20 protein-coding genes and 1 pseudogene are annotated in these 21,665 nt (G+C 51.4%); 18 read left to right on the forward strand and 3 right to left on the reverse strand.

Annotated elements, in window-relative coordinates:
- The first annotated feature begins 120 nt into the window (after nt 1-120).
- From AC5JO6_RS16710 to AC5JO6_RS16745, 8 genes and pseudogenes are all read left to right on the forward strand, one after another.
- A complete protein-coding gene (locus AC5JO6_RS16710) occupies nt 121-699 on the forward strand; it encodes a sigma-70 family RNA polymerase sigma factor (RefSeq protein WP_496082197.1) in 579 nt (192 codons plus the stop codon).
- Complete coding sequence (locus tag AC5JO6_RS16715) at nt 696-1,073, forward strand: hypothetical protein (RefSeq protein WP_496082198.1); 378 nt, start codon at nt 696-698, stop codon at nt 1,071-1,073. Before AC5JO6_RS16710 ends, AC5JO6_RS16715 begins: the two co-directional genes overlap by 4 nt.
- A 105-nt stretch (nt 1,074-1,178) precedes the next feature.
- The gene (locus AC5JO6_RS16720; protein ID WP_496082199.1) at nt 1,179-1,709 is read left to right on the forward strand and encodes a Spy/CpxP family protein refolding chaperone; all 531 of its coding nucleotides are present in this window, start codon (nt 1,179-1,181) and stop codon (nt 1,707-1,709) included.
- Between the two features lie 74 nt (nt 1,710-1,783).
- Nucleotides 1,784-2,242 (forward strand): DUF1800 family protein, encoded by a 459-nt coding sequence (locus AC5JO6_RS16725; RefSeq protein WP_496082200.1) that lies wholly within the window; start codon nt 1,784-1,786, stop codon nt 2,240-2,242.
- A gap of 15 nt (nt 2,243-2,257) precedes the next feature.
- Nucleotides 2,258-2,926: pseudogene (locus tag AC5JO6_RS16730) on the forward strand (DUF1800 family protein); the annotation flags it as partial.
- A gap of 15 nt (nt 2,927-2,941) precedes the next feature.
- Nucleotides 2,942-3,226, forward strand: coding sequence for a hypothetical protein (locus AC5JO6_RS16735; protein ID WP_496082201.1), 285 nt, complete (start codon nt 2,942-2,944; stop codon nt 3,224-3,226).
- Nucleotides 3,227-3,247: 21 nt separating this feature from the next.
- Nucleotides 3,248-4,483 (forward strand): DUF1501 domain-containing protein, encoded by a 1,236-nt coding sequence (locus AC5JO6_RS16740; protein WP_496082202.1) that lies wholly within the window; start codon nt 3,248-3,250, stop codon nt 4,481-4,483.
- 5 nt (nt 4,484-4,488) lie between these two features.
- Complete coding sequence (locus AC5JO6_RS16745) at nt 4,489-5,136, forward strand: YqiA/YcfP family alpha/beta fold hydrolase (protein ID WP_496082203.1); 648 nt, start codon at nt 4,489-4,491, stop codon at nt 5,134-5,136.
- A gap of 141 nt (nt 5,137-5,277) precedes the next feature.
- Here AC5JO6_RS16745 and AC5JO6_RS16750 read toward each other — a convergent pair whose 3' ends face one another.
- Nucleotides 5,278-6,480 carry a homospermidine biosynthesis protein gene (locus tag AC5JO6_RS16750; protein WP_496082204.1) on the reverse strand — a complete coding sequence of 401 codons (1,203 nt, stop codon included), beginning with the start codon at nt 6,478-6,480 and terminating at the stop codon, nt 5,278-5,280.
- A gap of 780 nt (nt 6,481-7,260) precedes the next feature.
- Between AC5JO6_RS16750 and cobO the strand changes: the two genes are divergently transcribed.
- From cobO to AC5JO6_RS16765, 3 genes are all read left to right on the forward strand, one after another.
- Nucleotides 7,261-7,908: a cob(I)yrinic acid a,c-diamide adenosyltransferase gene (gene cobO / locus AC5JO6_RS16755; protein WP_496082205.1), complete on the forward strand. Its 648-nt coding sequence runs from the start codon at nt 7,261-7,263 to the stop codon at nt 7,906-7,908.
- Between the two features lie 111 nt (nt 7,909-8,019).
- A complete protein-coding gene (locus AC5JO6_RS16760; RefSeq protein WP_496082206.1) occupies nt 8,020-8,247 on the forward strand; it encodes a hypothetical protein in 228 nt (75 codons plus the stop codon).
- Nucleotides 8,244-8,528 carry a type II toxin-antitoxin system RelE/ParE family toxin gene (locus AC5JO6_RS16765; protein WP_496082207.1) on the forward strand — a complete coding sequence of 95 codons (285 nt, stop codon included), beginning with the start codon at nt 8,244-8,246 and terminating at the stop codon, nt 8,526-8,528. The genes AC5JO6_RS16760 and AC5JO6_RS16765 overlap by 4 nt, the downstream gene beginning before the upstream one ends.
- On the opposite strand, the gene AC5JO6_RS16770 is transcribed toward AC5JO6_RS16765, so the two are convergent.
- Nucleotides 8,522-8,755, reverse strand: a complete 234-nt coding sequence (locus tag AC5JO6_RS16770; RefSeq protein ID WP_496082208.1) for a hypothetical protein — start codon at nt 8,753-8,755, stop codon at nt 8,522-8,524. The genes AC5JO6_RS16765 and AC5JO6_RS16770 overlap by 7 nt on opposite strands.
- On the opposite strand from AC5JO6_RS16770, the gene AC5JO6_RS16775 reads away from it, so the two are divergent.
- From AC5JO6_RS16775 to clpB, 5 genes are all read left to right on the forward strand, one after another.
- Nucleotides 8,720-10,912 (forward strand): COR domain-containing protein, encoded by a 2,193-nt coding sequence (locus AC5JO6_RS16775; protein WP_496082209.1) that lies wholly within the window; start codon nt 8,720-8,722, stop codon nt 10,910-10,912. The genes AC5JO6_RS16770 and AC5JO6_RS16775 overlap by 36 nt on opposite strands.
- A 33-nt stretch (nt 10,913-10,945) precedes the next feature.
- Nucleotides 10,946-11,719: a toll/interleukin-1 receptor domain-containing protein gene (locus AC5JO6_RS16780; RefSeq protein WP_496082210.1), complete on the forward strand. Its 774-nt coding sequence runs from the start codon at nt 10,946-10,948 to the stop codon at nt 11,717-11,719.
- 766 nt (nt 11,720-12,485) lie between these two features.
- A complete protein-coding gene (gene gloA, locus AC5JO6_RS16785) occupies nt 12,486-12,914 on the forward strand; it encodes a lactoylglutathione lyase (RefSeq protein ID WP_496082211.1) in 429 nt (142 codons plus the stop codon).
- Between the two features lie 380 nt (nt 12,915-13,294).
- Nucleotides 13,295-14,917, forward strand: a complete 1,623-nt coding sequence (locus AC5JO6_RS16790) for an iron uptake porin (protein ID WP_496082212.1) — start codon at nt 13,295-13,297, stop codon at nt 14,915-14,917.
- A 223-nt stretch (nt 14,918-15,140) separates the two neighbouring features.
- Nucleotides 15,141-17,840 (forward strand): ATP-dependent chaperone ClpB, encoded by a 2,700-nt coding sequence (clpB, locus tag AC5JO6_RS16795; protein WP_496082213.1) that lies wholly within the window; start codon nt 15,141-15,143, stop codon nt 17,838-17,840.
- A 5-nt stretch (nt 17,841-17,845) separates the two neighbouring features.
- Here clpB and AC5JO6_RS16800 read toward each other — a convergent pair whose 3' ends face one another.
- Nucleotides 17,846-18,829 carry a GntR family transcriptional regulator gene (locus tag AC5JO6_RS16800; protein ID WP_496082214.1) on the reverse strand — a complete coding sequence of 328 codons (984 nt, stop codon included), beginning with the start codon at nt 18,827-18,829 and terminating at the stop codon, nt 17,846-17,848.
- A gap of 414 nt (nt 18,830-19,243) precedes the next feature.
- Here AC5JO6_RS16800 and AC5JO6_RS16805 point away from each other — a divergent pair, with 414 nt between their 5' ends.
- Both AC5JO6_RS16805 and AC5JO6_RS16810 read left to right on the forward strand, forming a co-directional pair.
- The gene (locus tag AC5JO6_RS16805) at nt 19,244-20,014 is read left to right on the forward strand and encodes a dienelactone hydrolase family protein (protein ID WP_496082215.1); all 771 of its coding nucleotides are present in this window, start codon (nt 19,244-19,246) and stop codon (nt 20,012-20,014) included.
- Nucleotides 20,015-20,628: 614 nt separating this feature from the next.
- Nucleotides 20,629-21,528 (forward strand): S1 RNA-binding domain-containing protein, encoded by a 900-nt coding sequence (locus AC5JO6_RS16810; RefSeq protein WP_496082216.1) that lies wholly within the window; start codon nt 20,629-20,631, stop codon nt 21,526-21,528.
- Nucleotides 21,529-21,665: the final 137 nt, after the last annotated feature.

Raw genomic sequence — 21,665 nt, forward strand, 5'->3', positions numbered from 1 at the left:
TCCAGATCCAAACACCCATACTTCTCTCCTGTACCAATTTACCCACTCCGTTGAACCTTTTGGTGCAGCACACTGTCTTATACCCATAGAACGGCAAAATGGAGGCAGTGAGTTTTCCGGGTGTCAGTTGTGCCAACAGTGTCTAGCGATCGCCCACAGGGTGAATCCGATCACCACCTGGTGCAGCGGTGTCTTCAAGGAGACACTCAGTGCTTTCGCCAGCTTTATCGTCGGCATCAGCAGCGAGTCCGATCGATTCTCTATCAACTGTGCGATGCATCCATGCTGGATGACCTAGTGCAAGAGGTGTTTCTACGTGCCTGGAAGGGTTTACCAAAGTTTCGCCAAACGGCTCAGTTCTCCACCTGGCTTTATCGCATTACCTGGAATGTGGCATCTGATCAGCGACGGGCAGTCGCTCAAGGGCGATCGCGTCTTCAGGTGATCAGCAGCCAAACCGTGACTCAGCATGATGATCCTGGCGTGATGCACCTGCACTATCAGGATTTAGTCAAACGAGGACTGGCAACGCTGAGCTTCGACCACCGTACCATTTTGGTGCTGCATGACCTTGAGGAAGTGCCCCAAAGAGAAGTCGCTGAGCTGCTTGATATTCCAGTTGGTACGGTTAAGTCTCGCCTGTTCCACGCCCGCGCTGCGATGCGTCAATTTCTCCAGAAGGAAGGAGTCCAATTATGAGTCAATTTCCAAACGACGACCACGAGTTGGTCGATTTCTTGAAGCAACATCGTCCTCAGATACCTCCGGCTGATTCTGCTTTAGAGACGCAGCTTTTGGCGGCGATCGAGGCATTGCCGCCGCAGGATGAACTGGCACGGTTTCGGCGATCGCACCCGCGAACCAAACGATCGATCGCCTGGTTGGTGCCGCCAACATTAGCAGCAGGGTTACTGGCAAGTGTGGTTGGCTACCGTTCATTGATGCCAGCGAAACCCAGCGCTGCCGAACTTGCTAACTTACAGGCATTCATCGAAAGCAACTGGCAAGGCACCCTCAGTAGCGGCGCTACCGATGAAGATGTACCGCTGTTTAACGATGGCACGACTAATTGACGTTGTTCGTTGTTAAGCGCCTAGCAGCCGTTAGTTCGTTCAACCTCGAATGCGCTCCTGCCCTCTTCGCTTCTCATTCTCTCTCTCTTCCAAGGAAGTGTTCTCATGTCTCCCCGTCGTCTTTCTATCCTTGCGGCTGTTCTTGTTGCTCTTGGGGGCGCTGTGGCGATCGCCAACCCTGCTTCACTACGGTTCCAGCCACTGGCTCAAACGCCAGCGACTTCTCCTAGCCCAACCGGATCAGCAATGCCCGACAGCCCTAAAGAAATGGGCTGGCTCAAGGAGCTAAACCTCAGTGCTGACCAGCTACAAAAAATGCGCGTCATTCGCAGTCAGTATAAGGACAAAATTAGTCAGGGTCGGCACGCTGTTCGTAAGTCCAGGCAGGAATTGCAGGCACTGATGGGTGGAGACGCATCGGAGGCACAGATTCGGGAAAAATACAATCAGGTTAAAACGCTCAAGCAGCAAGTGGCTGATGCTCAGTTTGAAAGTATGTTGGCAACGCGGAACGTACTGAACGCTGACCAGCGACGGACGTTTGCAAGCCAGATGCAGAAGCAACGACAAAATGGTGGCGATCGACCACGCGAGTGGCGAGAACGAGGAGAACGCAAGCAGCCAGGTCAAATCTAAGGCTCTGGGTTGCGGTTAAGCAGGACGATCGTCTGACCAGAATGCAGGTCTATTGTTCTATCGCTACTTTTACCATGCGCCTCAAACCAACTGTCTGGAGAATAACCGCGTTGCTTTGGCTTGGAGTAGTGCCTTGGGGTTCGCTTGGTAGCCTCGCAACTGCTGCTACACCCGCTGATCCCAAAATTTTGCACGTGCTCAATCGCTTGAGCTTTGGTTCCCGTCCAGGTGACGTGCAAAGGGTGGAGCAGATGGGAGTCGATCGCTACATTCAGCAGCAGCTATTGCCCTCTTCCATCCCCGAACCGTCGTCTTTAACCAATCAGCTTGCTCAATTAGATACCCTCAATTTGATGCCACCAGTTTTGCTGTCACAGTATCAGCCTGGTAACGCGCAAAAACTAACGCCAGAGGAACGAAAGGCACTACGCCAAAGAACTAGAGCCGTGATGCAGCAGGCAATTCAAGCACGCCTACTGCGGGCAACCGAAAGTCCACGTCAGCTCGAAGAAGTGATGGTGGATTTTTGGTAAAGTCCAGTCACTGCCCGACACATCAGCTACGAACTGGCACAGTACTTTGTCGCTGACAACCCACCAAAGTCTCTGGTCGATCGCCTGACCAAACACTATCTTGCCACCAATGGCAATATCCGCTCAGTACTAAAGACACTTTTCCAAAGCACTGAATTTTGGCAGACTCAATACTACAGCGCTAAGTTCAAAACACCCTACCAGTATGTGATTTCGGCAGTGCGAGCGACCGGACTTGCCGTAACGAATGTCCAACCGTTAAACAATACCCTGGCGCAATTGGGGATGCCTATCTACGGTTGCCCCACTCCTGATGGCTACAAAAACACACAAGATGCCTGGTTAAACCCAGACGCGATGACTCGCCGTCTTAGCTTTGCGACCGCGCTTGCCAGCGGACGGATGCCACTGCAAAGAGCGATCGCGCCCACACCGACAGTACTGCCATCGACATTGGCAAGTGCCACACCCGATCGCTCAGGCTTAACGATGCCTTCGGTACTTGACTCAATGCCAACGCGATCGACACTAGCTGCAACTCCCATGCAGCCTATCGACGCGACTCAATTAGCAAAAACGCTTGGTCAACCGTTCTCTATCAAGACGCAACAGGCGATCGCCGCCAGCCCAGCCCAACTCCGAGCGGCACTCATGCTGGGAAGTCCCGAATTCATGCACCGATAGTCCTTTGAGGAAGCTATGCCCTTAGAACTCACCACCAATGATTTAATCATGCTGGAGCAGTATCGACTGCAACGCTTCCGCTCCTTCTTCTTCAGCAGTTTAATTGCATGTCCGCTTTGCCTGGATGCACACCAAACCTTAGTCATTCACTGTTTGGAACCGGAACTCGTCGATCAGCTATTGAGCCAGATTGAACAACTGCGCTGGTATGCGCGGATTGTCCTCGGTGTGAACTGCCTTGCAATCAAATTTATTCAAGAAGAAATTTACAGAACTGCAACTGACATCGCTTACTCCTGATTGTCTTATGGTGCCCCTCCGATGAACAGACGCGAATGGCTTCGTCATGCTGGTATGCTCTCTGCCTCAACGCTGGTGGCGATCGGCACTCACGGTTGGGCAACCAGAACCAATGCCCAAACAAGCCCAATGGCAAACTCTAAACGCCTGATTGTCATCTTCTTGCGCGGTGCAGTCGATGGACTGAGCGTTGTGGTGCCTTATCAAGAAGCGGTTTACTACAACGCTCGACCCAAAATCGCCATTCCGCAACCTGGCAAAGAAGGAGGCGCGTTGGATCTAGACGGTCAGTTTGGCTTGCATCCTGCCCTGAGCGATCTTATGCCTCTCTGGAAGCAGGGTAGCCTTGCTTTCGTCCCTGCCTCTGGTTCGCCTGACCCCTCACGATCGCACTTTGACGCGCAAGACAACATGGAGAGCGGGACTCCTGGCATGAAAAAAACATCCGATGGCTGGATGAATCGCTTGCTGGCAGTCATGTCTGGGCGCAACCCGATTCAAGCGGTGAATGTGGGCGCAACGACACCACGCATTCTCTCTGGACGTATGGCAGTTGCCAGCATTGCGCTTGGACGGGGTGCTGCAAACGCCATCCCGCTCGATCGTCCCCAGGTTGCCGCTGCCTTTGACAAACTCTACGATCGCAATGACACGCTGAGCCAAACCTACCGCGACGGACGAGCCGCCCGCAAAGCACTGCTACAAGATCTGGATGCTGAAACCAAGATGGCAAACAACGGCGCACCCTTACCGAATGGATTCGCCAGCGATGCTCGACGGTTAGCCAACGTGATGCTCCGTGATCCCAAAGTCGAACTGGCATTTATGGCGCTGGGCGGCTGGGACACTCACGTGAATCAAGGCTCCAGTCAGGGACAGCTTGCCCGTAACCTCAATCAGCTTGGCAAAGGGTTAGCAGCGTTGCAAGCAGGACTTGGCTCTGCGTATGCCAATACCACGATCGTTGTGATGTCAGAATTTGGGCGCACGGTCTACGAAAACGGCAACGGTGGCACCGATCACGGGCATGGCAACGTGATGTGGGTTATAGGCGGCAGCGTGCGTGGCGGCAAGATCTACGGCAAATGGGACGGATTAGGGAGCGATCGCTTGTACCAGGGACGCGATGTACCCGTTACCACTGACTTCCGTGATGTAATTGGGAATGTCCTCGATCGACACATGGGTTTAGACCGAACGAAACTGGCTCAAGTCTTTCCGGGCTATACTCCTGGCAAAGCAGTCAGCGTCGTGTAAGGCTTATGCGCTACATCTACCTACACGGGTTTGCGTCCAGTCCACGATCGACCAAAGCAAGAGATTTGAGCGATCGCTTTGCCAACCTCAACATTCCTTTGATTATTCCCGATCTCAATCAGGGCGACTTTACCCACCTCACTCTTAGCCGCCAGATTCAACAGGTGGAAGCACTCTTGCCACCCGCACCAGAACCTTTGACGCTGCTCGGTTCCAGCTTTGGGGGACTCACTGCTGCCTGGTTAGGGGAACGCCACCCACAAGTCGATCGCCTCGTTTTGCTGGCTCCTGCCTTCGGCTTTCTCAATCACTGGCTACAACGCTTAGGTGATGTGCAAGTAAGGCAGTGGCAAACAGACGGCTATCTTCCGGTTTATCACTATGGCGAGGCGAAAAAACTCCCGCTCAGCTATGGCTTTGTGACCGATGCCGCACAGTATCGGGAGGAAGCAATTGGGCGATCGCTCCCAACCCTGATTCTGCATGGCAAGCACGATGATGTGATTCCTCTACAGGCAAGCGTTGACTTTGCAAGAAACCGTCCCTGGGTGCAGTTGATCGAACTGGACAGCGATCATGCCCTTACAGATGTTAGCTCTGAGATTTGGCAGGCAATCCAGAATTTTTGCGGCTTCAAGCGAGACTTGGAATGAGGAGTCAGGAGCAAGGGAGGCAGGGAGAGCAAGGGGAAGCAGGGGGAGAGTTTTGAGTTGATTGAACTCAGTGGTCAGCTTTTTAGCCTTTAGCCTTTAGCCTTGCCTACTCCCTACTCCCTACTCCCCACTCCCTACTCCCTACTTCCGTCCGCTGCGGATGGGCGTTCCGCAAGGATAGGTCGCCACCAATTCCCGTACCGCAGGCTCAACCACTGGGATGGGAGACGATACTGAATGGGTTGCATTCGCCTTGGCAGCGAGGTAGTCAGCTTGAAGTTTAGCTAACAGCGCTTCCCGTCGATCGTACAACCGCTTCAACGGGCGAGCCTCACACTGGTCGATCACATAGGCAGTCATGATGGGTAGCGCGATCGTGCTGTCGGTATAGCAGACGATCGTATTCGGTAACTCCTCTGGATCAACCTTGCCCCAACTGACGGCTTCGCTCGGTGTAGCACCTGACAAACCACCTGTATCAGGACGAGCATCTGTCACCTGAATAAAGTAGTCGTGTCCCCGCTCCTCCAGACCCAACACTTCATGCAGTTGGGGCTGAGTTTGCAGCAAGAAGTTTTTGGGACTGCCGCCACCGATGATCAGAGCTGCACTTCGACCTTCCACATCAGGAATGCCACTATCACGCGCTGCATAGGCGATCGCCGCCGTCTCATTCACATCTAGCGATGGATCGAGCACCAGTTGAGAGCCTTCGAGGGCGATCGCGGCAATGTTCATGCCGATCGAGCTATCGCCAGGAGACGACGTATAGATGGGCACGCCACACTCATAGGCAGTCGCCAGCAGACAGGAATTTTTCACGCCCACTTGCTTCTCGACTTCGCTCACGTATTTGCCCAACAGGTAATGAAATTCTGCCGTGCTCATGCGCTTTTGAAACGGTTCAGCCTTTAACAGTTCGCGCAAAAACGCATCGGTTTCCAGCAACACATCATAGTCAAACACGATATCGTAAATGCGAATACGACCCTCTTGACGCAGCTTCACATCGTCCAGAAAGGGGCTACTGGAGTACAGTTCCAGCCCTAGACCATAGTGCATATCGTGGTACAAGTTCGCGCCCGTGCTGATGATCCAATCCACAAACCCGTGGCGCATCAGGGGTGCTAATACTGAAACCCCAAAACCTGCGGGTGTCATGGCACCGGAGAGGCTCAAGCCCACGGTGACACCGGGTTGCATCACTTCACGGGTTAACAGGTGACAGATTTCGCGCAGACGGGCGGAATTGTATGCCGTGAAGTAGCCATCAATCAGGTCAACGACGCTGATCGCGGCAGGCATGGGGGAGGGTGCGATTTTGTGACTGAGCAATTTCGACATTGTTTGACTCCAACAAAAGTGGACAGCATAAAAGAATAGAGAGGGTTTACAGACATCACCTCAACGTGACCAACACCCCAACATAAGCAGGGGCGAGCGATCGCAGTTCGGTGGAACCGTTAAAGAAAGGCTCGACAAGAATGGGCAGTAATTCAGCTAGCTAAACTCAGGTTTCCCGCTCCAATGGGCAACGCTCAACACGCTGACAAATGTGTGCATGAAGGCATTGCTTCAAACAACGACAGCGGCTCTAACGGGCGATCGCAAAAAGTTCCAAACCATAGAACTCCGCACGACCGACTCGCATCAAAGTGAGACAGCGTAGCGATCGAACCCATGCGGTATTTGGTTCAAGAAATTCTCCTATAGAGAACTTGACCGACCCAGTTCTCAAGCTGTAGGCGCTAAAGGCATTTTGTTACAAAGCGCTTCTAGCCAGGTTCTACAGGTTGTGAACCTTAAGTTACAGGTCGGTCAGCTCATACTGGGTGCTTCACAGCGGTCAACCCAGGATAGCGCGGGATCACATTGCCGCTTCCGCTTCAGTTTCATCTCCAGGTACCAGAGCGGTCTCCAAGGATACCCGGTTAAGGAAGGAAGTTTCAATGCTTTTATACAACCTTCGACACAAGCACCATTAATCTAACACTAATCGTTCAGGGGTTCTTCACCAAACGGATGATTTTTTGGGTCATTTGTCGCAGACTGTAGCTTATACAACATCAGTTTCGCCGTCTCACGCTAGATGCCTGTTAGCTCCATCACATCTGATTATCTGCAATGACCGTGAACGTGACTTCAACCAATCAACCATCCGATCGCGCCTCTCTGACTGCCGACCAACATCGTCAGAAAATGGAGCGGCGTAAAGAGGTGCAGGATCAACGCCTTGCTGGAATGGTTGAGGAAAAAGGCTTAATCATCATCAATACAGGCAACGGCAAGGGCAAAACGACGGCTGCCCTGGGTATGGTGCTGCGATCGCTCGGTCACGGTTATAAAGTGGCGATCATTCAGTTCATCAAAGGAGCCTGGGAACCAGCAGAGAAAGCTGCGTTTAGTCACTGGTCAGAACAACTGGAATTTCATGCGATGGGCGAAGGCTTTACCTGGGAAACGCAGGATCGCGATCGCGATACCCAAAAAGCTCAAGAAGCATGGGAAACAGCTCTCACCTTCATCCAGAATCCCGATTTCAAACTCGTTTTGCTCGATGAAGTCAACATTGCACTCAAATTGGGCTACTTGACCGTTGAGCAAGTGTTAGCAGGACTGGAGCAAAAACCAACCGATTCCCATGTCATTTTGACGGGTAGAGGTGCACCGAAGGTGTTGTGCGATCGCGCTGACCTTGTGACCGAAATGACGCTGGTCAAGCATCCCTTCCGCGAACAGGGCGTAAAGGCGCAACCTGGTATTGAGTTTTGAGGCACAGTGTGGAAGACAATCGAGTTTCTTCACGATACGTGTAGAGGCGATGAGCGATAGAATTTACTCAGTTTTACAAACCATTTAACCTTAGAGGTAATAGCCCACGCTATGAACACCCTCGATCAGGTTCTAGAAACCGCTTTACAGTTGCCGTACGAGCAGCAGGAAATGCTGATTAGCATCCTGCAAAACCGCCACTACGAAAGTCGCCGTGCCGAAATCGCTGCGGATGCCCAAGAAACTCTGGCTGCTTTCCATGAGGGTAAATTTCAAAGCCAGTCAGCCGAGGCTGTCATTGGGGTGTTGCGTCAGTCTTTGCAAGAGCCAGACGCATGAGGGCGTTGGTTTTAACCCCAAAGTTCCAGCGAGCCTTTCGCAAGTTTGTGAAACGCAACGCTGACCTCCAGCAACGCATTGAAGCAACGCTGCAACAAATGGAAGCAGATATCTTTGCTCCGACGTTAGGCACCCATAAGTTGAGCGGTAAGCTGGACGGTCTGCAATCCTGCACGTGTGGCTATGACTGTCGGATTGTCTTCTCCATTGAGCAAGATGCAGAAGCCAATAGCGAAGTCATTGTTCTGCTCGATATCGGTACGCACGATGAAGTTTATTGACTGCGATCGCCCTTCACACGTCCTCTCTCCCAGGATGAGCCAGCGTACCCGATCGCGCGAGTCTCACAGAAACCGGGTTTCTTCACGAGATATACGGTTAACATCCAAATAATGGTCAGAAACCCGGTTTCTCGCCACCCCCGATCGCCCCTCACGCCAGTGCGCGATCGCTCAACCTGTGAGGTTTGCCCATGACTAACGAAGAACTGCTGCAAATCATCAAACAAGCTGTCCTCGAGGAAGCAACAGAGCTTGATCTTTCTGGCAGCAATTTGACTGCGCTACCGCCCGAAATTGGTCAACTCATCAACCTCAGCAAGCTAAGCCTCCGCCTTAATCGGATAACGAAGCTGCCACGCGAAATTTTTCAACTCACTAATCTCAAAAGGCTTTATCTTTACAGCAATCAACTCACGACGCTGCCACCTGAGATTGATCAACTCACTAACCTTAGCGAACTTGACCTCAGCGACAATCAATTGACAACACTGCCAAGCGAAGTGGGCGAACTTACTAACCTCGAAGCGCTTGATCTTCGCCGTAATCAACTGACAACACTACCAAGCGAGGTAGGTCAACTTGTTAACCTCAGAGTACTTGATCTCCGCCATAATCAATTGACGGCACTACCACCAGAGTTGGCACAACTCACTCAACTCCGAACGCTAGATATACGAGAGACTGCCCTTCCAATCCCACCAGAGGTTTTGGAGTTACACACTTGGGGTGATCCTGCTGCCATTCTCAACTATTATTTGCAGCTTCAGCAAGAACAAACACGTCCTCTCAATGAAGCCAAAATGATAGTGGTTGGACAGGGTAACGTTGGTAAAACGTCTCTGGTGAAGCGCTTGATCGAGGGAGTCTTTAACCCACACGAACGCAAAACTGAGGGCATTCAGATTCACTCCTGGCAGTTTCCAGTCAAAGAGCAAACCATTCGCCTCAACGTGTGGGATTTTGGTGGGCAGGAGATCATGCACGCCACCCATCAGTTCTTTCTCACCAAGCGCAGTCTCTACCTGCTGGTGCTCAATGCCCGTCAGGATGAAGACGAAAACCGACTGGAATACTGGCTCAAGATCATCCAGAGCTTTGGCGGCGATTCACCCATCATCATTGTGGGCAATCAGGTCGATCAACAGCCGTTGGATATTGATCGCCGTGGCTTGCAGACCAAGTACCCGCAGATCAAAGCCATTGTGGAAACCTCCTGCGAGACGGGTGAGGGCATCGATGCGCTGCGATCGCTCATTACACAAGAAGTGGATACACTGGAACACATCTACGACCCGCTGCCCCTCTCCTGGTTTATGCTCAAGCAACAGCTTGAAGCGATCGAGCACGATTACATTCCCTACACTGAGTATCAGCAGCTCTGCAACGCGCAAGGCATCACCGACGAATTGAGCCAGACCACACTGGTCGGCTTCCTGCACGACCTCGGCATTGTGCTCAACTTCTGCGACGACCCACGGTTAGAAGATACCCACGTCCTCAATCCGCAGTGGGTGACAAACGGCGTGTATCGCATCCTCAACGACAGACAACTGATCACCGAGCATCGGGGCATTCTAGAACGCAGCCACCTCACTCGCATCCTCGATCGCAGCCGCTATCCCCGCAGCAAGCATCTCTTCATCATCGACATGATGCAAAAGTTTGAACTCTGCTTTGACCTCGAAGGTTTCCACGATCAGAAGTTTCTGCTGCCCGATCTGTTGACCAAAGAAGAACCCTACACTGGAGACTGGCACGACGCACTGCCCTTTCAGTATCACTACAAAGTGTTGCCCACCAGCATCATCTCTCGCTTCATCGTCCGCATGAACGACAAGATCCATCAGCACACCTACTGGCGCAATGGAGTCGTGCTGGCATACGAAAACAACATCGCGCTGATTAAAGCAGACCGGGAAGATAAGAAAATCTTCATCCGCGTCACGGGCACCGAACACGGTCGTCGTCGCTTTCTCACCGTCATTCGTGCCCAGTTTGCTGCCATTCATCAAACCATCCCCAGCTTGGACGTTAAAGAAAAAATTCCTCTACCCCATCATCCAGAGATTGAACCGATTGACTATCAGCATTTACTCGCCCTAGAAGAAGTAGAAGAAACTAGCTTCATCCCTACCGGGTTGAAAGAACGAGTGAGCGTCAAGCAACTGCTTGATGGCATTGAGCCTGAGCGCGTACGAGCAAATCAAATTGTTGAAGAAAATGCAATTCAAGCTTTAGCAATTATAGAAAGGCAACTGCAAGAAAAAGTAAGCGCTCAAACAACTGAATTGGAGATGTATCAAAAATTGTTAAAAGCCAAGCTTCTGGAGTCTAAACGGGCAACAAGATTGGACACTGAAACAAAAAATGAGGATGCTGAGTAATTTGTTGGCACTTAAATTCTCTTTCTAATTGACATGGAAAAAGATGATCTACTTCGAGCTATGAAAGAAAGCTACAACATGCTTATTAAAGCAAAAGAAGCGAAATGCCAAGAAGAAATTGAGACGGCTAGGATTGAAGAAAGAAAAATATTATTAGATGCAATGCTGGAAATATTTCAAGGAGATTCAAGTCTTTCTGAAACTTCAAATGTTTTGAATGCTCTTAGCGAGATTCTTCTTGCATCAAAGCCTAGCAAGGAAGTTTTTATTTCATATGCCTGGGGTGATGAGCGGGAAGCATTCGTCAACCGACTTGATGCGTCTTTGCAAGAAAAAGGTATCACCATCATTCGTGACAAACGAGAAGTAGTTTACAAAGAATCGATCCAGTCATTTATGGAACGCATAGGGCGTGGAAAGTGTGTCATCGCAGTCATCAGCGATAAATACTTGAGATCTCCTAACTGTATGTTTGAGTTAGTACAAGTCTCAAAAAACGGTAAATTTCATGATCGCATTTTCCCTATCGTCTTATCAGATGCTGACATCTACAAGCCAATACAGCGAATCAAATATATTAAACATTGGGAAGATGAAACTAAAGCGCTCGACGAGGCAATGAGAGGAGTAAGCGCTGCTCATTTGCAAGGCTTCCGCGACGAAATTGATCAATACACCGAAATCCGCAACACCATTGCCGCACTGACAGACATCTTCAAAAATATGAATACGCTCACGCCCGATCTTCATAGTCAGGATGATTTTGAGGCGTTGTTTACCGCGATCGAACGTCGGCTAAACGCATAGCTACGATCGCTCCTCACAGCCAACTCTAATTCCTGCGCGATTTGCCAGTTGAATAAATGCTATTCATTCTAAGCTAATCTCTCTGCGATCGCTTCTGTTGCCTTCGTTTGTTAAGGTCGAGCGCACAAGCTTTACGCGGTGGAAAACAAGGCGATCGCCCCTCTTCCAAATTCAGTGAAGCATCACGAAACCCAACACACGTTCTGAAGTGAGCGATCGACTCTCCAAGCTAAAGTTCAAAGTGGCAAGAGAGAGATGCCGAATACTGAGCAAACTATCCAGAGGGTTGATCGAATGATCGTCGCTCCAGTGCCAGTGAGCGATCGGTTGATTGAGCGAGAAAGCTGATTTTCATTTTGCTTAAGCGACATCTGATTCGACTGGAGCGTTTGTTTGTTTAGCTCGACCACTCATAAGTATTACTTAAGCATTTATTTGTTTTGCTTAAGCGTTTGTTGATTTCACTTAAGCGTTAATTGATTTTGCTTGAGTGTTTGTTTGTTTCACTCAAGCATTCATCAGTAATGCATAAGCAATAGTCGATTTCGTTCAAGCGTTTGTTGATTCTGCTGGTTGATTAGTGAAAAACGTTAGAGCAATCAGCTTTTTTGCTTCAGTGTTGGCTGTATTTGCTTGAACGTTAAGGCATTTCGCTTAAATGGCTACCTGACATCAGTCATTAATATTAAAGCGGTGAGAGGCGATCGTGCCTTCTGGGTCGCTAAGTGTTTACCATAAAGGCAGTCAATCACATAAGGCTTTAGCAATGCGACTACTCCACACCATGCTGCGCGTTGGCAACTTAGACGAATCTCTCAAGTTTTACTGCGATGTGCTCGGTATGACGTTGCTGCGTCGCAAAGATTATCCCGGTGGTGAATTTACACTGGCGTTTGTGGGCTACGGCGACGAAGCCGACCATACCGTTTTGGAGCTTACCTACAACTGGGGCACTGAGTCATACAATCTCGGCGATGCCTACGGTCACATTGCGATCGGCGTTGATGATATTTACGCCACCTGTGCCAACATTCGCGATCGAGGCGGCAAGATTACCCGCGAACCAGGAGCCATGAAGCACGGTTCGACTGTGATTGCCTTTGTTGAAGATCCCAACGGCTACAAGGTTGAGTTGATTCAACTCCGCAACCAGACGGCAGCAGCAGAACAGCAGCCACAAGCGGCGAGGGTTTGAGGCAGAAGGCAGAGGGAGTTTTTGGTTTTTGGTTGTTAGTTGTTAGAAGGAGTCAGAAGGAGTCAGAAGGGTGAGTGGGGAGTGGGGTGGAAAGGCTAAAGGATGTAGCTTGGTTCCCGAAGGTAGGCTAAAAGCTGACCGCTCGACAGAAGGCAAGAGGCAAGAGGAGTTTTTACCGATTAGTTTTAGTTTTTAGAAGAACGCACGAAAAGCTCATGCACCAACAACTAACAACTGGTTTAACTCAAAACTCCTCACCCCTCACTCCTCACTCCTCACCCCTCACTCCTCACTTCCAATTACCGTGTAAACTCCTGATAGGGCTTAGCTAGGACTGTCTTTGTGTATAGGCAGACCGAAAACTGTGTGAGGAGTGCAGCGTGAAAGGAACAGTCTGGTTAGTGGGAGGGCTAAGCGCTCTGGAGATGCTTGGTCTGGTGGTTCCTGGCTGGGCAACCCCTGCCCCAAAAGAGGGATCTGTCCATAGTTCAGAGACACCAACGACCGCTGTGTCGGACGATCGTCCTCTATCTCGCTGTGCTGCAATACCACAACAGATTCAGCCTGATGTGCTTGAAGCGACTTGTGAAGCGCCACCTGATGGCTCTATGGCTCAGGTGCGATCGGTCAACGAACTGAGTGATGTGCGCCCGACCGATTGGGCATACCAGACTCTACAGGCACTATCAGAACGTTATGGTGTGGCGATCGGCTACCCAGATGGTACTTTTCGCGGCAATCAAGCATTGACACGCAACGAATTCGCGGCAGCAGTGGCGCGTGTGCTGGATGCCATCTCGCAGCAATATGTGTCGAATCAGGGGAATGTTACCCAGCTACGAGAAGATTTTGCCACAGCACAACAGCTTCAGGCATCCTACACGCGCATTGCGACTGATTTACGCGATCGTTTGAATCAGCTCGACAGTCAGGTTTCCACCCTGGATCAGAAGCAATTTTCAACCACGACTCAACTGAAGGGGCAAACCGTGATCGGGTTGACGGATGGCTCCAATGCCCGCAGCACCGTTCTGTTTCGCACGCGCTTAGACTTAAGAACGAGCTTTGCGCCGAATACCTTGCTGCGTACCCAGCTAGAGGCTGGCAATAATGGGAACGACGCGATCGGACGTGCCCAAAATCGCGGACAAAACCTGCTGGGCACACTCGGCTTGCTGGCGGATGGCGGGGGTTTGGACTATGTCGGTGTAGACAGCACCGTGCGGCTGAGCAAGCTGTACTATACCTTTCAGCCTGCGGCAGGGTTTGAGTTAACAGTCGGAGCACGCGTGTCACCGCGAGACTTTATTGACTACAACCGCTTTGCCAATGACTCTACCGAAAACTTCTCCTCCAGCTTCTTCACTAACAATCCGCTGATTGTGCAGAATCAAATCGATCGCCCCGGTGGTGCAGGAGCCGTCTTGACCTGGAAGCCTGCAACCTTACCACTGACAGTGCGAGCGCTGTATGTTGCAGCCGATGCGGAACGCCCGAACGGTGGTATCACTGAAGGCGGCTTGTTTGGCGATCGCAACCAGGGCAGTCTGGAAGTCGAATACGACTTCAGCAAAGACATCATTGCTCGACTGCAATTCACCAAAGCGACCGTTAACAATGTTGATATCTTCGCAGGCGGCATCAATGCTGAATGGTCACTCAACCGTCAGCTTGCCGTTTTTGGTCGGTTTGCGATCGGCAGCTACGAGGGCTTTAACCCACTACTCAACCAGAATTTAGACTTAACGCCCAAAAGCTGGGCGATCGGCGTTATCGCCCGTCGCCTGTTCATTCCTGGATCAACCGCAGGACTAGCGATCGGTCAACCTTTCGTCGAAAAAGATCTCGGCGATGCCACACAAACCAACCTCGAAGTGTTCTACAGCTTTCTGCTCAACGACAATATCAGCGTGACTCCCGCAGTGACTGTAGTGACAAACCCCAACAATCGCGATCGCGGTACTATTTTTGAATGGTTATTGCGGTTGGTTTACTCGTTCTGAGGAAGCGATTAGCGGTCAGCGGTCAGCGGTCAGCGGTCAGCTTGGAACAAGAATCGAGAGAATTCAGTCTTTCAGCGCCACCCGAACGATCTATAGCCAATGGCTGATAGCTGATCGCTGATAGCTGATCGCTCAGACGTGACCGCTGATAGCCATTAGCTAATCTCGCTATACTGAAAACGCTGGCACACCGTATATTTACTTGTAAGTTTAAGAATCACAAATGCAGCCCACTGACCCGAATAAGTTCACCGACAAAGCATGGGAAGCGATCGTACAGGCGCAGGATGTTGTTCGCCGCTACAAGCAACAGCAACTGGAAGTAGAGCACCTGATTATCACTCTGTTGGAACAAAAAGACGGGCTGGCAGCGAAGGTATTTACGAAAGCAGGCGTTGATACAACTCGCTTGGGGCAGCAAATTGAGGACTTTGTGCGACGACAGCCCAAAGTGCCTAGCAACGATCAGCTTTACCTGGGACGCAACCTGGATATCATGCTCGATCGCGCCGACGAAGCGCGAGAAGACTGGCAGGATGAATTCATTTCGGTCGAACATTTGTTGCTGGGCTTTGCGACTGATTCGCGGCTAGGCTTGCGGCTGCTGCGAGGCTTTAATCTGGATGTCAAACAGCTAGAGACCGTCATTCGTGACGTGCGCGGTAGCCAAAAAGTGACGGATCAAAACCCCGAAAACCGCTATGCAGCGCTAGAAAAGTATGGGCAAGATCTCACCGAAAAAGCACGGGCAGGTAAAACCGATCCAGTCATTGGTCGGGATGAAGAAATTCGGCGGGTGGTGCGGGTACTGTCTCGTCGTACAAAGAATAATCCCGTGCTGATTGGTGAACCGGGTGTTGGCAAAACGGCGATCATTGAGGCATTGGCGCAGCGGATCGTCAACGGCGATGTCCCAGAATCGCTCAAAAATCGACGGCTGATCTCGCTGGATATGGGTTCGCTGATCGCTGGTGCTAAGTTTCGCGGCGATTTCGAGGATCGGCTGCGATCGATTCTCAAAGAGGTCATCCACTCTGATGGACAAATCGTACTGTTCATCGACGAAATTCATCAGGTCGTTGGTGCTGGAGCCGCTCAGGGCACAATGGATGCAGGTAATCTGCTGAAGCCCATGCTGGCGCGAGGCGAACTCCGCTGCATTGGCGCAACGACGATCGACGAATACCGCAAATACATTGAAAAAGATGCCGCTCTGGAACGTCGCTTTCAGCAGGTGTTTGTCGATCAGCCCAGTGTAGAAGACGCAATCTCCATCCTGAGGGGACTGAAAGAACGCTACGAAGTGCATCATGGGGTCAAAATCACCGATTCAGCTCTGGTTGCTGCTGCCACGCTTTCGTCTCGCTACATCGCCGATCGCTTCTTACCCGACAAGGCGATCGATCTAATCGATGAAGCCGCCGCCAATCTGAAAATGGAAATCACCTCCAAGCCCGCCGAACTGGAGATGTACGATCGGCGTATCATGCAGCTTGAGATGGAAAAGCTGTCGTTAGAAACCGAAAAGCAAAACCCTGGCAATGTCTTTGGTGCGGGTCGCTCTGCCCAGGATCGGCTCGATCGCATTGATCAAGAAATGGCGCAGTTGCTCGGAAAGCAAGAACAGCTTAACTCTCACTGGCAGAACGAGAAGCGCTTGCTAGATGGCATCAACGCCAAAAAAGAAGAAGAAGAGCAAATCGAACTCCAAATTCAGCAGCTCAAGCGAGAGGCAGACCTCGCTAAGGCAAGCGAAGAATACGAGCGCAACACCAAACTCAAGAAAGCAGGTGAACTGTTCCACGCTGTCTTGCCACGCATTCGAGATGAGCGCGGCGCGTATGAAGCACAGCTTCGAGTCATTCAATCCGATGGTGGTGCCCTGCTGCGCGAACAAGTCACCGAGTCCGATATCGCCGAAATCGTTGCTACCTGGACGGGCATTCCCGTCAATCGCCTGCTAGAAACCGAACGGCAAAAGCTGCTCCAGTTAGAAAGCCATCTTCATCAACGCGTTGTTGGACAAGTTGAAGCGGTCGAAGCCGTCTCCGCTGCCATCCGTCGTGCCCGTGCAGGGATGAAAGATCCTGGACGACCGATCGGCTCTTTCCTCTTCATGGGACCCACCGGAGTCGGCAAAACGGAACTTGCCCGTGCCTTGGCACAATCTCTCTTTGACGCAGACGATGCCATGATCCGGCTTGACATGTCGGAATACATGGATAAAAGTTCGGTCATGCGGGTCATTGGCGCACCACCGGGATACATTGGCTATGAAGAAGGCGGACAGTTGACTGAATCCGTCCGCCGCAAACCCTATGCGGTCGTGCTGCTGGATGAAGTCGAAAAGGCACATCCCGACGTATTCAACATTCTGTTGCAAGTGCTGGATGACGGACGGATTACCGATGGACAGGGACGCACCACTGACTTTTGCAATACCGTCATTGTGATGACGAGCAACATCGGCAGTGACCATATTCTCGATCTGTCAGGCGATGACGATCGCTACGACGAAATGCAGGAGCGCGTGACGGATGCATTGCGATCGCACTTTCGTCCCGAATTTCTCAACCGTGTAGACGACATCATTCTCTTCCACACGCTTACGCGCAGCGAACTCAGCCAGATCGTGCGACTCCAACTCAACCGCATTCAGTCCCTGCTGGCAGACCAGAAACTTACCCTGGAACTCACCACCACAGCTCAAAACTTCATTGCTGCCGCAGGCTACGACCCAACCTACGGCGCTCGTCCGCTGAAGCGTGCGATTCAACGCCAACTGCAAAACCCGATCGCCACCAAAATTCTCGAAAACACCTTCACCGAAGGCGACACCATCTTGATTGATCTGGTTGATGATGCGTTGACCTTTAACAAGAAGCCAGTCGCTGCCAACAGTGAGCTTTCAGCCGTCAACTGACACGCTTACTCCAAGCCAAGCTCTCGTTTTAGCAGCTCGATCGACTTTGAAACGATGAAGTTTTCACAGCAAACGAGTTGTGGTGGACGGATCAAGTCTTCTCTCGCCGCAGAGATGGCGGTCTTGACGGCGTTACAGCTTGCCTGATCGCTAATGATCGTTTGGGCACTGCGAACAATCGCACCTAGCTTGTAGCCATCGCCCACTTGAGCCGTCATCACCAGCAGTTCTTCGCCTCGCAAACTGTGAATAATCACTTCCGCCACGCCGACTGTACCGGAACTAAGGCTCACAACTCCAATACAGGTGCCTTTTGCAAGCCGCTTGATGAGCTTGATTTCGGCATCAAAGTCATAAATATCAACGGGGATCACGCGCACCGATTTGGGAGCGGCGATCGCCTCTGCCTGAGCAATGAAATACCGACTGGTGACAACCGTACCAGAGCGGGTTTGATCAAGAATTTGATCCAGCTCTTCGATCGGCACCAACTGCACCGGAATATTGAGCGCTCGCTCCAACTCACGTACAATCACTTCACCTGCACCAATATCGTGCGTGGGAGCCGTCACCAGCACCTGAGCACTACAGCGCAGCCGCCAATCAATTTCTGCCAGAAAGAGTTCCCGCGCCTGATTCAGCGAACAGCCCCGCTTCAGCAAGTCGTCCAGGCTATTTTGCACCACCTTATAGGCTTCGGGATGCTGGTCAAGAATGGGCGATCGCACTTTTGCCACATCTTCATGCGCTTGATCTCGCACATAGATACCAGAACCTGCTTGCGCGTCAACCACGCCTGCATCTTCAAGCTGACGATAAACCTTACTAATCGTATTGCGATGTAAGCCTGTCTGCATCGCCAATTGACGTGTGCTGGGCAGTCGATGTCCTGGTGGATACTGACGCGACGCGATCGCAAACAGAATTTGGTTGTAAAGCTGTGTCGATGCTGGAATGTCGCTTTCCGTCTGAATATGAAACTGAACCATGCAAGAGCCTCCACGCGCTCTAAAGGAAGCGTTTAACGATGCGACTCAGTCGTAGGGATCACACATCTTTATCTTTAGCTCTATCTTAGATGCAGCACTCCTTGATGCAGCATTGTCTTGCATCCTTAGACAAGCCTAAAGGCTTGAAGGCTAAGACAGCTTCACCCAGGCAGGTGCAATGTAAGAAGATGTTATTTAAAAAACAATACTTCTGTTACTCTCACCAACATCATTCGGAAGTGGTTGTGATGTTCAGGAATCTGTGGCAATTTCTGGAAGGGCAGTGAACCGATGCAGTGCGATCGCACTACGAACGACAGCAAGCAACGAGATTCTAGCCCGTTGCAGTGAAGCTTAGAGTTCGATGACTGTTTATCTAATCTGAGCCAATACTTATCTGAGCTAACTCTTACCATGACCAACCACGCAATTCAGACGACTGCTGTCAGAATTTCTCATGACGACTTGCAAATTGATGCTTACCTCGCAGAACCAACGGGTGGCGGCACCTATCCCGGCATTGTGGTTGTTCAAGAAATCTGGGGCGTGAATAGTCATATTCGCAGTGTGACAGAGCGCCTTGCTAAAGAAGGGTATGTGGCGATCGCGCCTGCCATCTTTCAGCGCAGTGCCCCCAGTTTTGAAGGCAATTACGATGCCGACAGTACCACTCTAGGACGCAAATATAAAGATCAAACGAGAGCCGATGAGCTGTTAAGCGACGTGCAAGCCGCGATCGCCTACCTCAGAACATTGCCAACGGTTGAAGGGGACGCGATCGGTGCGATCGGTTTCTGCTTTGGCGGACACGTTGTCTACTTAGCAGCCACCCTGCCTGATGTCAAAGCCACAGCATCGTTCTATGGTGCTGGCATTGCCACGATGACTCCCGGTGGCGGCGCGCCCACGCTCACTCGTACGCCAGAAATCAACGGCACTCTTTATGCTTTCTTCGGCACCACCGATCCCCTGATTCCAGTGGAGCAAATCGATCAGGTCGAAGCCGCGCTCAAAGAGCATCAAATCAACCATCGCTTTTTCCGCTATCCCTCTGGTCACGGCTTCTTCTGCGATCAGCGTCCCGATTACAGTCCTGAAGCCGCTGCTGATGCGTGGGAGAAGGTGAAGGAGTTGTTTGAAAGCGTGTTGAAAGGAGAGGGGTGGGGAGTAGGGAGTAGGGAGTAGGGAGTAGGGAGTAGGGAAAGGCTAAGGGCTAAAGGATGAAGCATGTGTGAGCCAGAAGCGGAATTTGCAAGTTTGGACGTGGCGTATCGAGTTCAAACCTCGACCTTCCGACCTCCAAGCTTGATGTTCCGAGTTCCAGGCTCGATACTCCGACCTCCAGGCTCAAAACTCCGACTTTTAAGCTCGACCTTCCGACCTCTAGGCTCAAAACTCCGACCTCCAAGCGCGATGTTCCGAGTTCAACGCTCGACACTCCGAGTTCATTGCTCGATACTTCGAGTTCATTGCTCGATACTCCGAGTTCAACGCTCGATACTTCGAGTTCAACGCTCGGCACTCCGAGTTCAACGCTCGACACTCCGACCGCTGACCGCTGACCGCTGACCGCTGACCGCTGACCGCTGACCGCTGACCGCTAACCGCTAACCGCTAACCGCTGACCGCTGACCGCTAACCGCTGACCGCTGACCGCTGACCGCTAACCGCTGACCGCTAACCGTGGTTAATTGGTCGGTTATTAAACCGCAAAGCCCTAACCGCTAAATTAAATCAAAACTCAAAACTCTCCAACCCAACGGACTATAGTAGGAAAGCCGACTATGTTCGCTTGTCTCATGGAAGCTAAATCAACTCGCCCAGCCGCTGAGTCCTTTTCGATGGAGGACTTTGAGAGAGGGCTGGAGCAACACAATTACCAATTTCAGCAAGGGCAGATGATTACAGGTAAGGCTGTCAATTACGAAATTGATGGTATTTACGTCGATATTGGCGCGAAGTCACTCGCCTTTCTGCCTGCCAATGAAGCAAGCCTGCGGGGTGTTACAGATCCCTCGGCGATCGTCCCCCTCAACGAAGAGTGCGAGTTTTTGATCATCCGCGAGCAAGACGGTGATGGTCAGGTCACGCTCTCGCTGAAGCAGTTGGAGATTAAGCAAGCCTGGGATCGGTTGGCAGAAACTCAAGATAGCAATCAGAGCTACCAGGTAAAAGTGACAGGCGTAAATAAAGGTGGTGTCACGGTTGATATACAAGGGTTGCGGGGGTTTATTCCGCGATCGCACCTCGTCGAACGTGAAGACCTCGAAGCGCTCAAAGGCACCACACTCAGCGCCAGCATCCTGGAAATTGATCAGGCTCGTGACAAGCTCGTGCTCTCTAACCGCCTTGCTACCCGCACTGCCAGCTTTAGCCAACTCGAAATTGGGCAACTGGTAGACGGCAAAGTTGCCAGCATCAAACCCTTTGGTGTGTTTGTTGAATTTGGCGGCACCACTGGGTTGCTGCACATCAACCAAATCAGCAAAAACTACATCCAATCCCTGACAGGCTTATTTCAGGTCGGGCAACCCATCAAAGCCATGATCGCAGGTCTGGATGAAGGCAAAGGCAGAATTTCACTCTCCACAAAAGTGCTCGAAAACTACCCCGGCGAAATGCTGGAAAAAACCGCCGATGTCATGGCAGAAGCCGAATCGCGTCAAGACCGGGCGAGAATAGCGATCTTGGGAGAGTGAAGGGAGGCGGAGGAAGCAAGGGGAGCAGAGGGAGCAGGGGGAGCGGAGAGAGAAAGGCTAAAAGCCTTAGGCTGGCTGTTCACTGCTGAATCCTCAATTAACCAGTGCTTCCCCTGCCTCCCCTGCTTCCCCTGCCT

Source organism: Tildeniella sp. (genome assembly GCF_059505325.1).

Coding starts and splice junctions, on each gene's coding strand:
- AC5JO6_RS16765 (WP_496082207.1), top strand. CDS start 8,244: ATGAGGGCGTTGGTTTTAACCCCAAAGTTCCAGCGAGCCTTTCGCAAG.
- AC5JO6_RS16750 (WP_496082204.1), bottom strand. CDS start 6,480: ATGTCGAAATTGCTCAGTCACAAAATCGCACCCTCCCCCATGCCTGCC.
- AC5JO6_RS16720 (WP_496082199.1), top strand. CDS start 1,179: ATGTCTCCCCGTCGTCTTTCTATCCTTGCGGCTGTTCTTGTTGCTCTT.
- AC5JO6_RS16735 (WP_496082201.1), top strand. CDS start 2,942: ATGCCCTTAGAACTCACCACCAATGATTTAATCATGCTGGAGCAGTAT.
- gloA (WP_496082211.1), top strand. CDS start 12,486: ATGCGACTACTCCACACCATGCTGCGCGTTGGCAACTTAGACGAATCT.
- clpB (WP_496082213.1), top strand. CDS start 15,141: ATGCAGCCCACTGACCCGAATAAGTTCACCGACAAAGCATGGGAAGCG.
- AC5JO6_RS16780 (WP_496082210.1), top strand. CDS start 10,946: ATGGAAAAAGATGATCTACTTCGAGCTATGAAAGAAAGCTACAACATG.
- AC5JO6_RS16810 (WP_496082216.1), top strand. CDS start 20,629: ATGGAAGCTAAATCAACTCGCCCAGCCGCTGAGTCCTTTTCGATGGAG.
- AC5JO6_RS16725 (WP_496082200.1), top strand. CDS start 1,784: ATGCGCCTCAAACCAACTGTCTGGAGAATAACCGCGTTGCTTTGGCTT.
- AC5JO6_RS16760 (WP_496082206.1), top strand. CDS start 8,020: ATGAACACCCTCGATCAGGTTCTAGAAACCGCTTTACAGTTGCCGTAC.
- AC5JO6_RS16805 (WP_496082215.1), top strand. CDS start 19,244: ATGACCAACCACGCAATTCAGACGACTGCTGTCAGAATTTCTCATGAC.
- AC5JO6_RS16800 (WP_496082214.1), bottom strand. CDS start 18,829: ATGGTTCAGTTTCATATTCAGACGGAAAGCGACATTCCAGCATCGACA.
- AC5JO6_RS16740 (WP_496082202.1), top strand. CDS start 3,248: ATGAACAGACGCGAATGGCTTCGTCATGCTGGTATGCTCTCTGCCTCA.
- cobO (WP_496082205.1), top strand. CDS start 7,261: ATGACCGTGAACGTGACTTCAACCAATCAACCATCCGATCGCGCCTCT.
- AC5JO6_RS16715 (WP_496082198.1), top strand. CDS start 696: ATGAGTCAATTTCCAAACGACGACCACGAGTTGGTCGATTTCTTGAAG.
- AC5JO6_RS16745 (WP_496082203.1), top strand. CDS start 4,489: ATGCGCTACATCTACCTACACGGGTTTGCGTCCAGTCCACGATCGACC.
- AC5JO6_RS16775 (WP_496082209.1), top strand. CDS start 8,720: ATGACTAACGAAGAACTGCTGCAAATCATCAAACAAGCTGTCCTCGAG.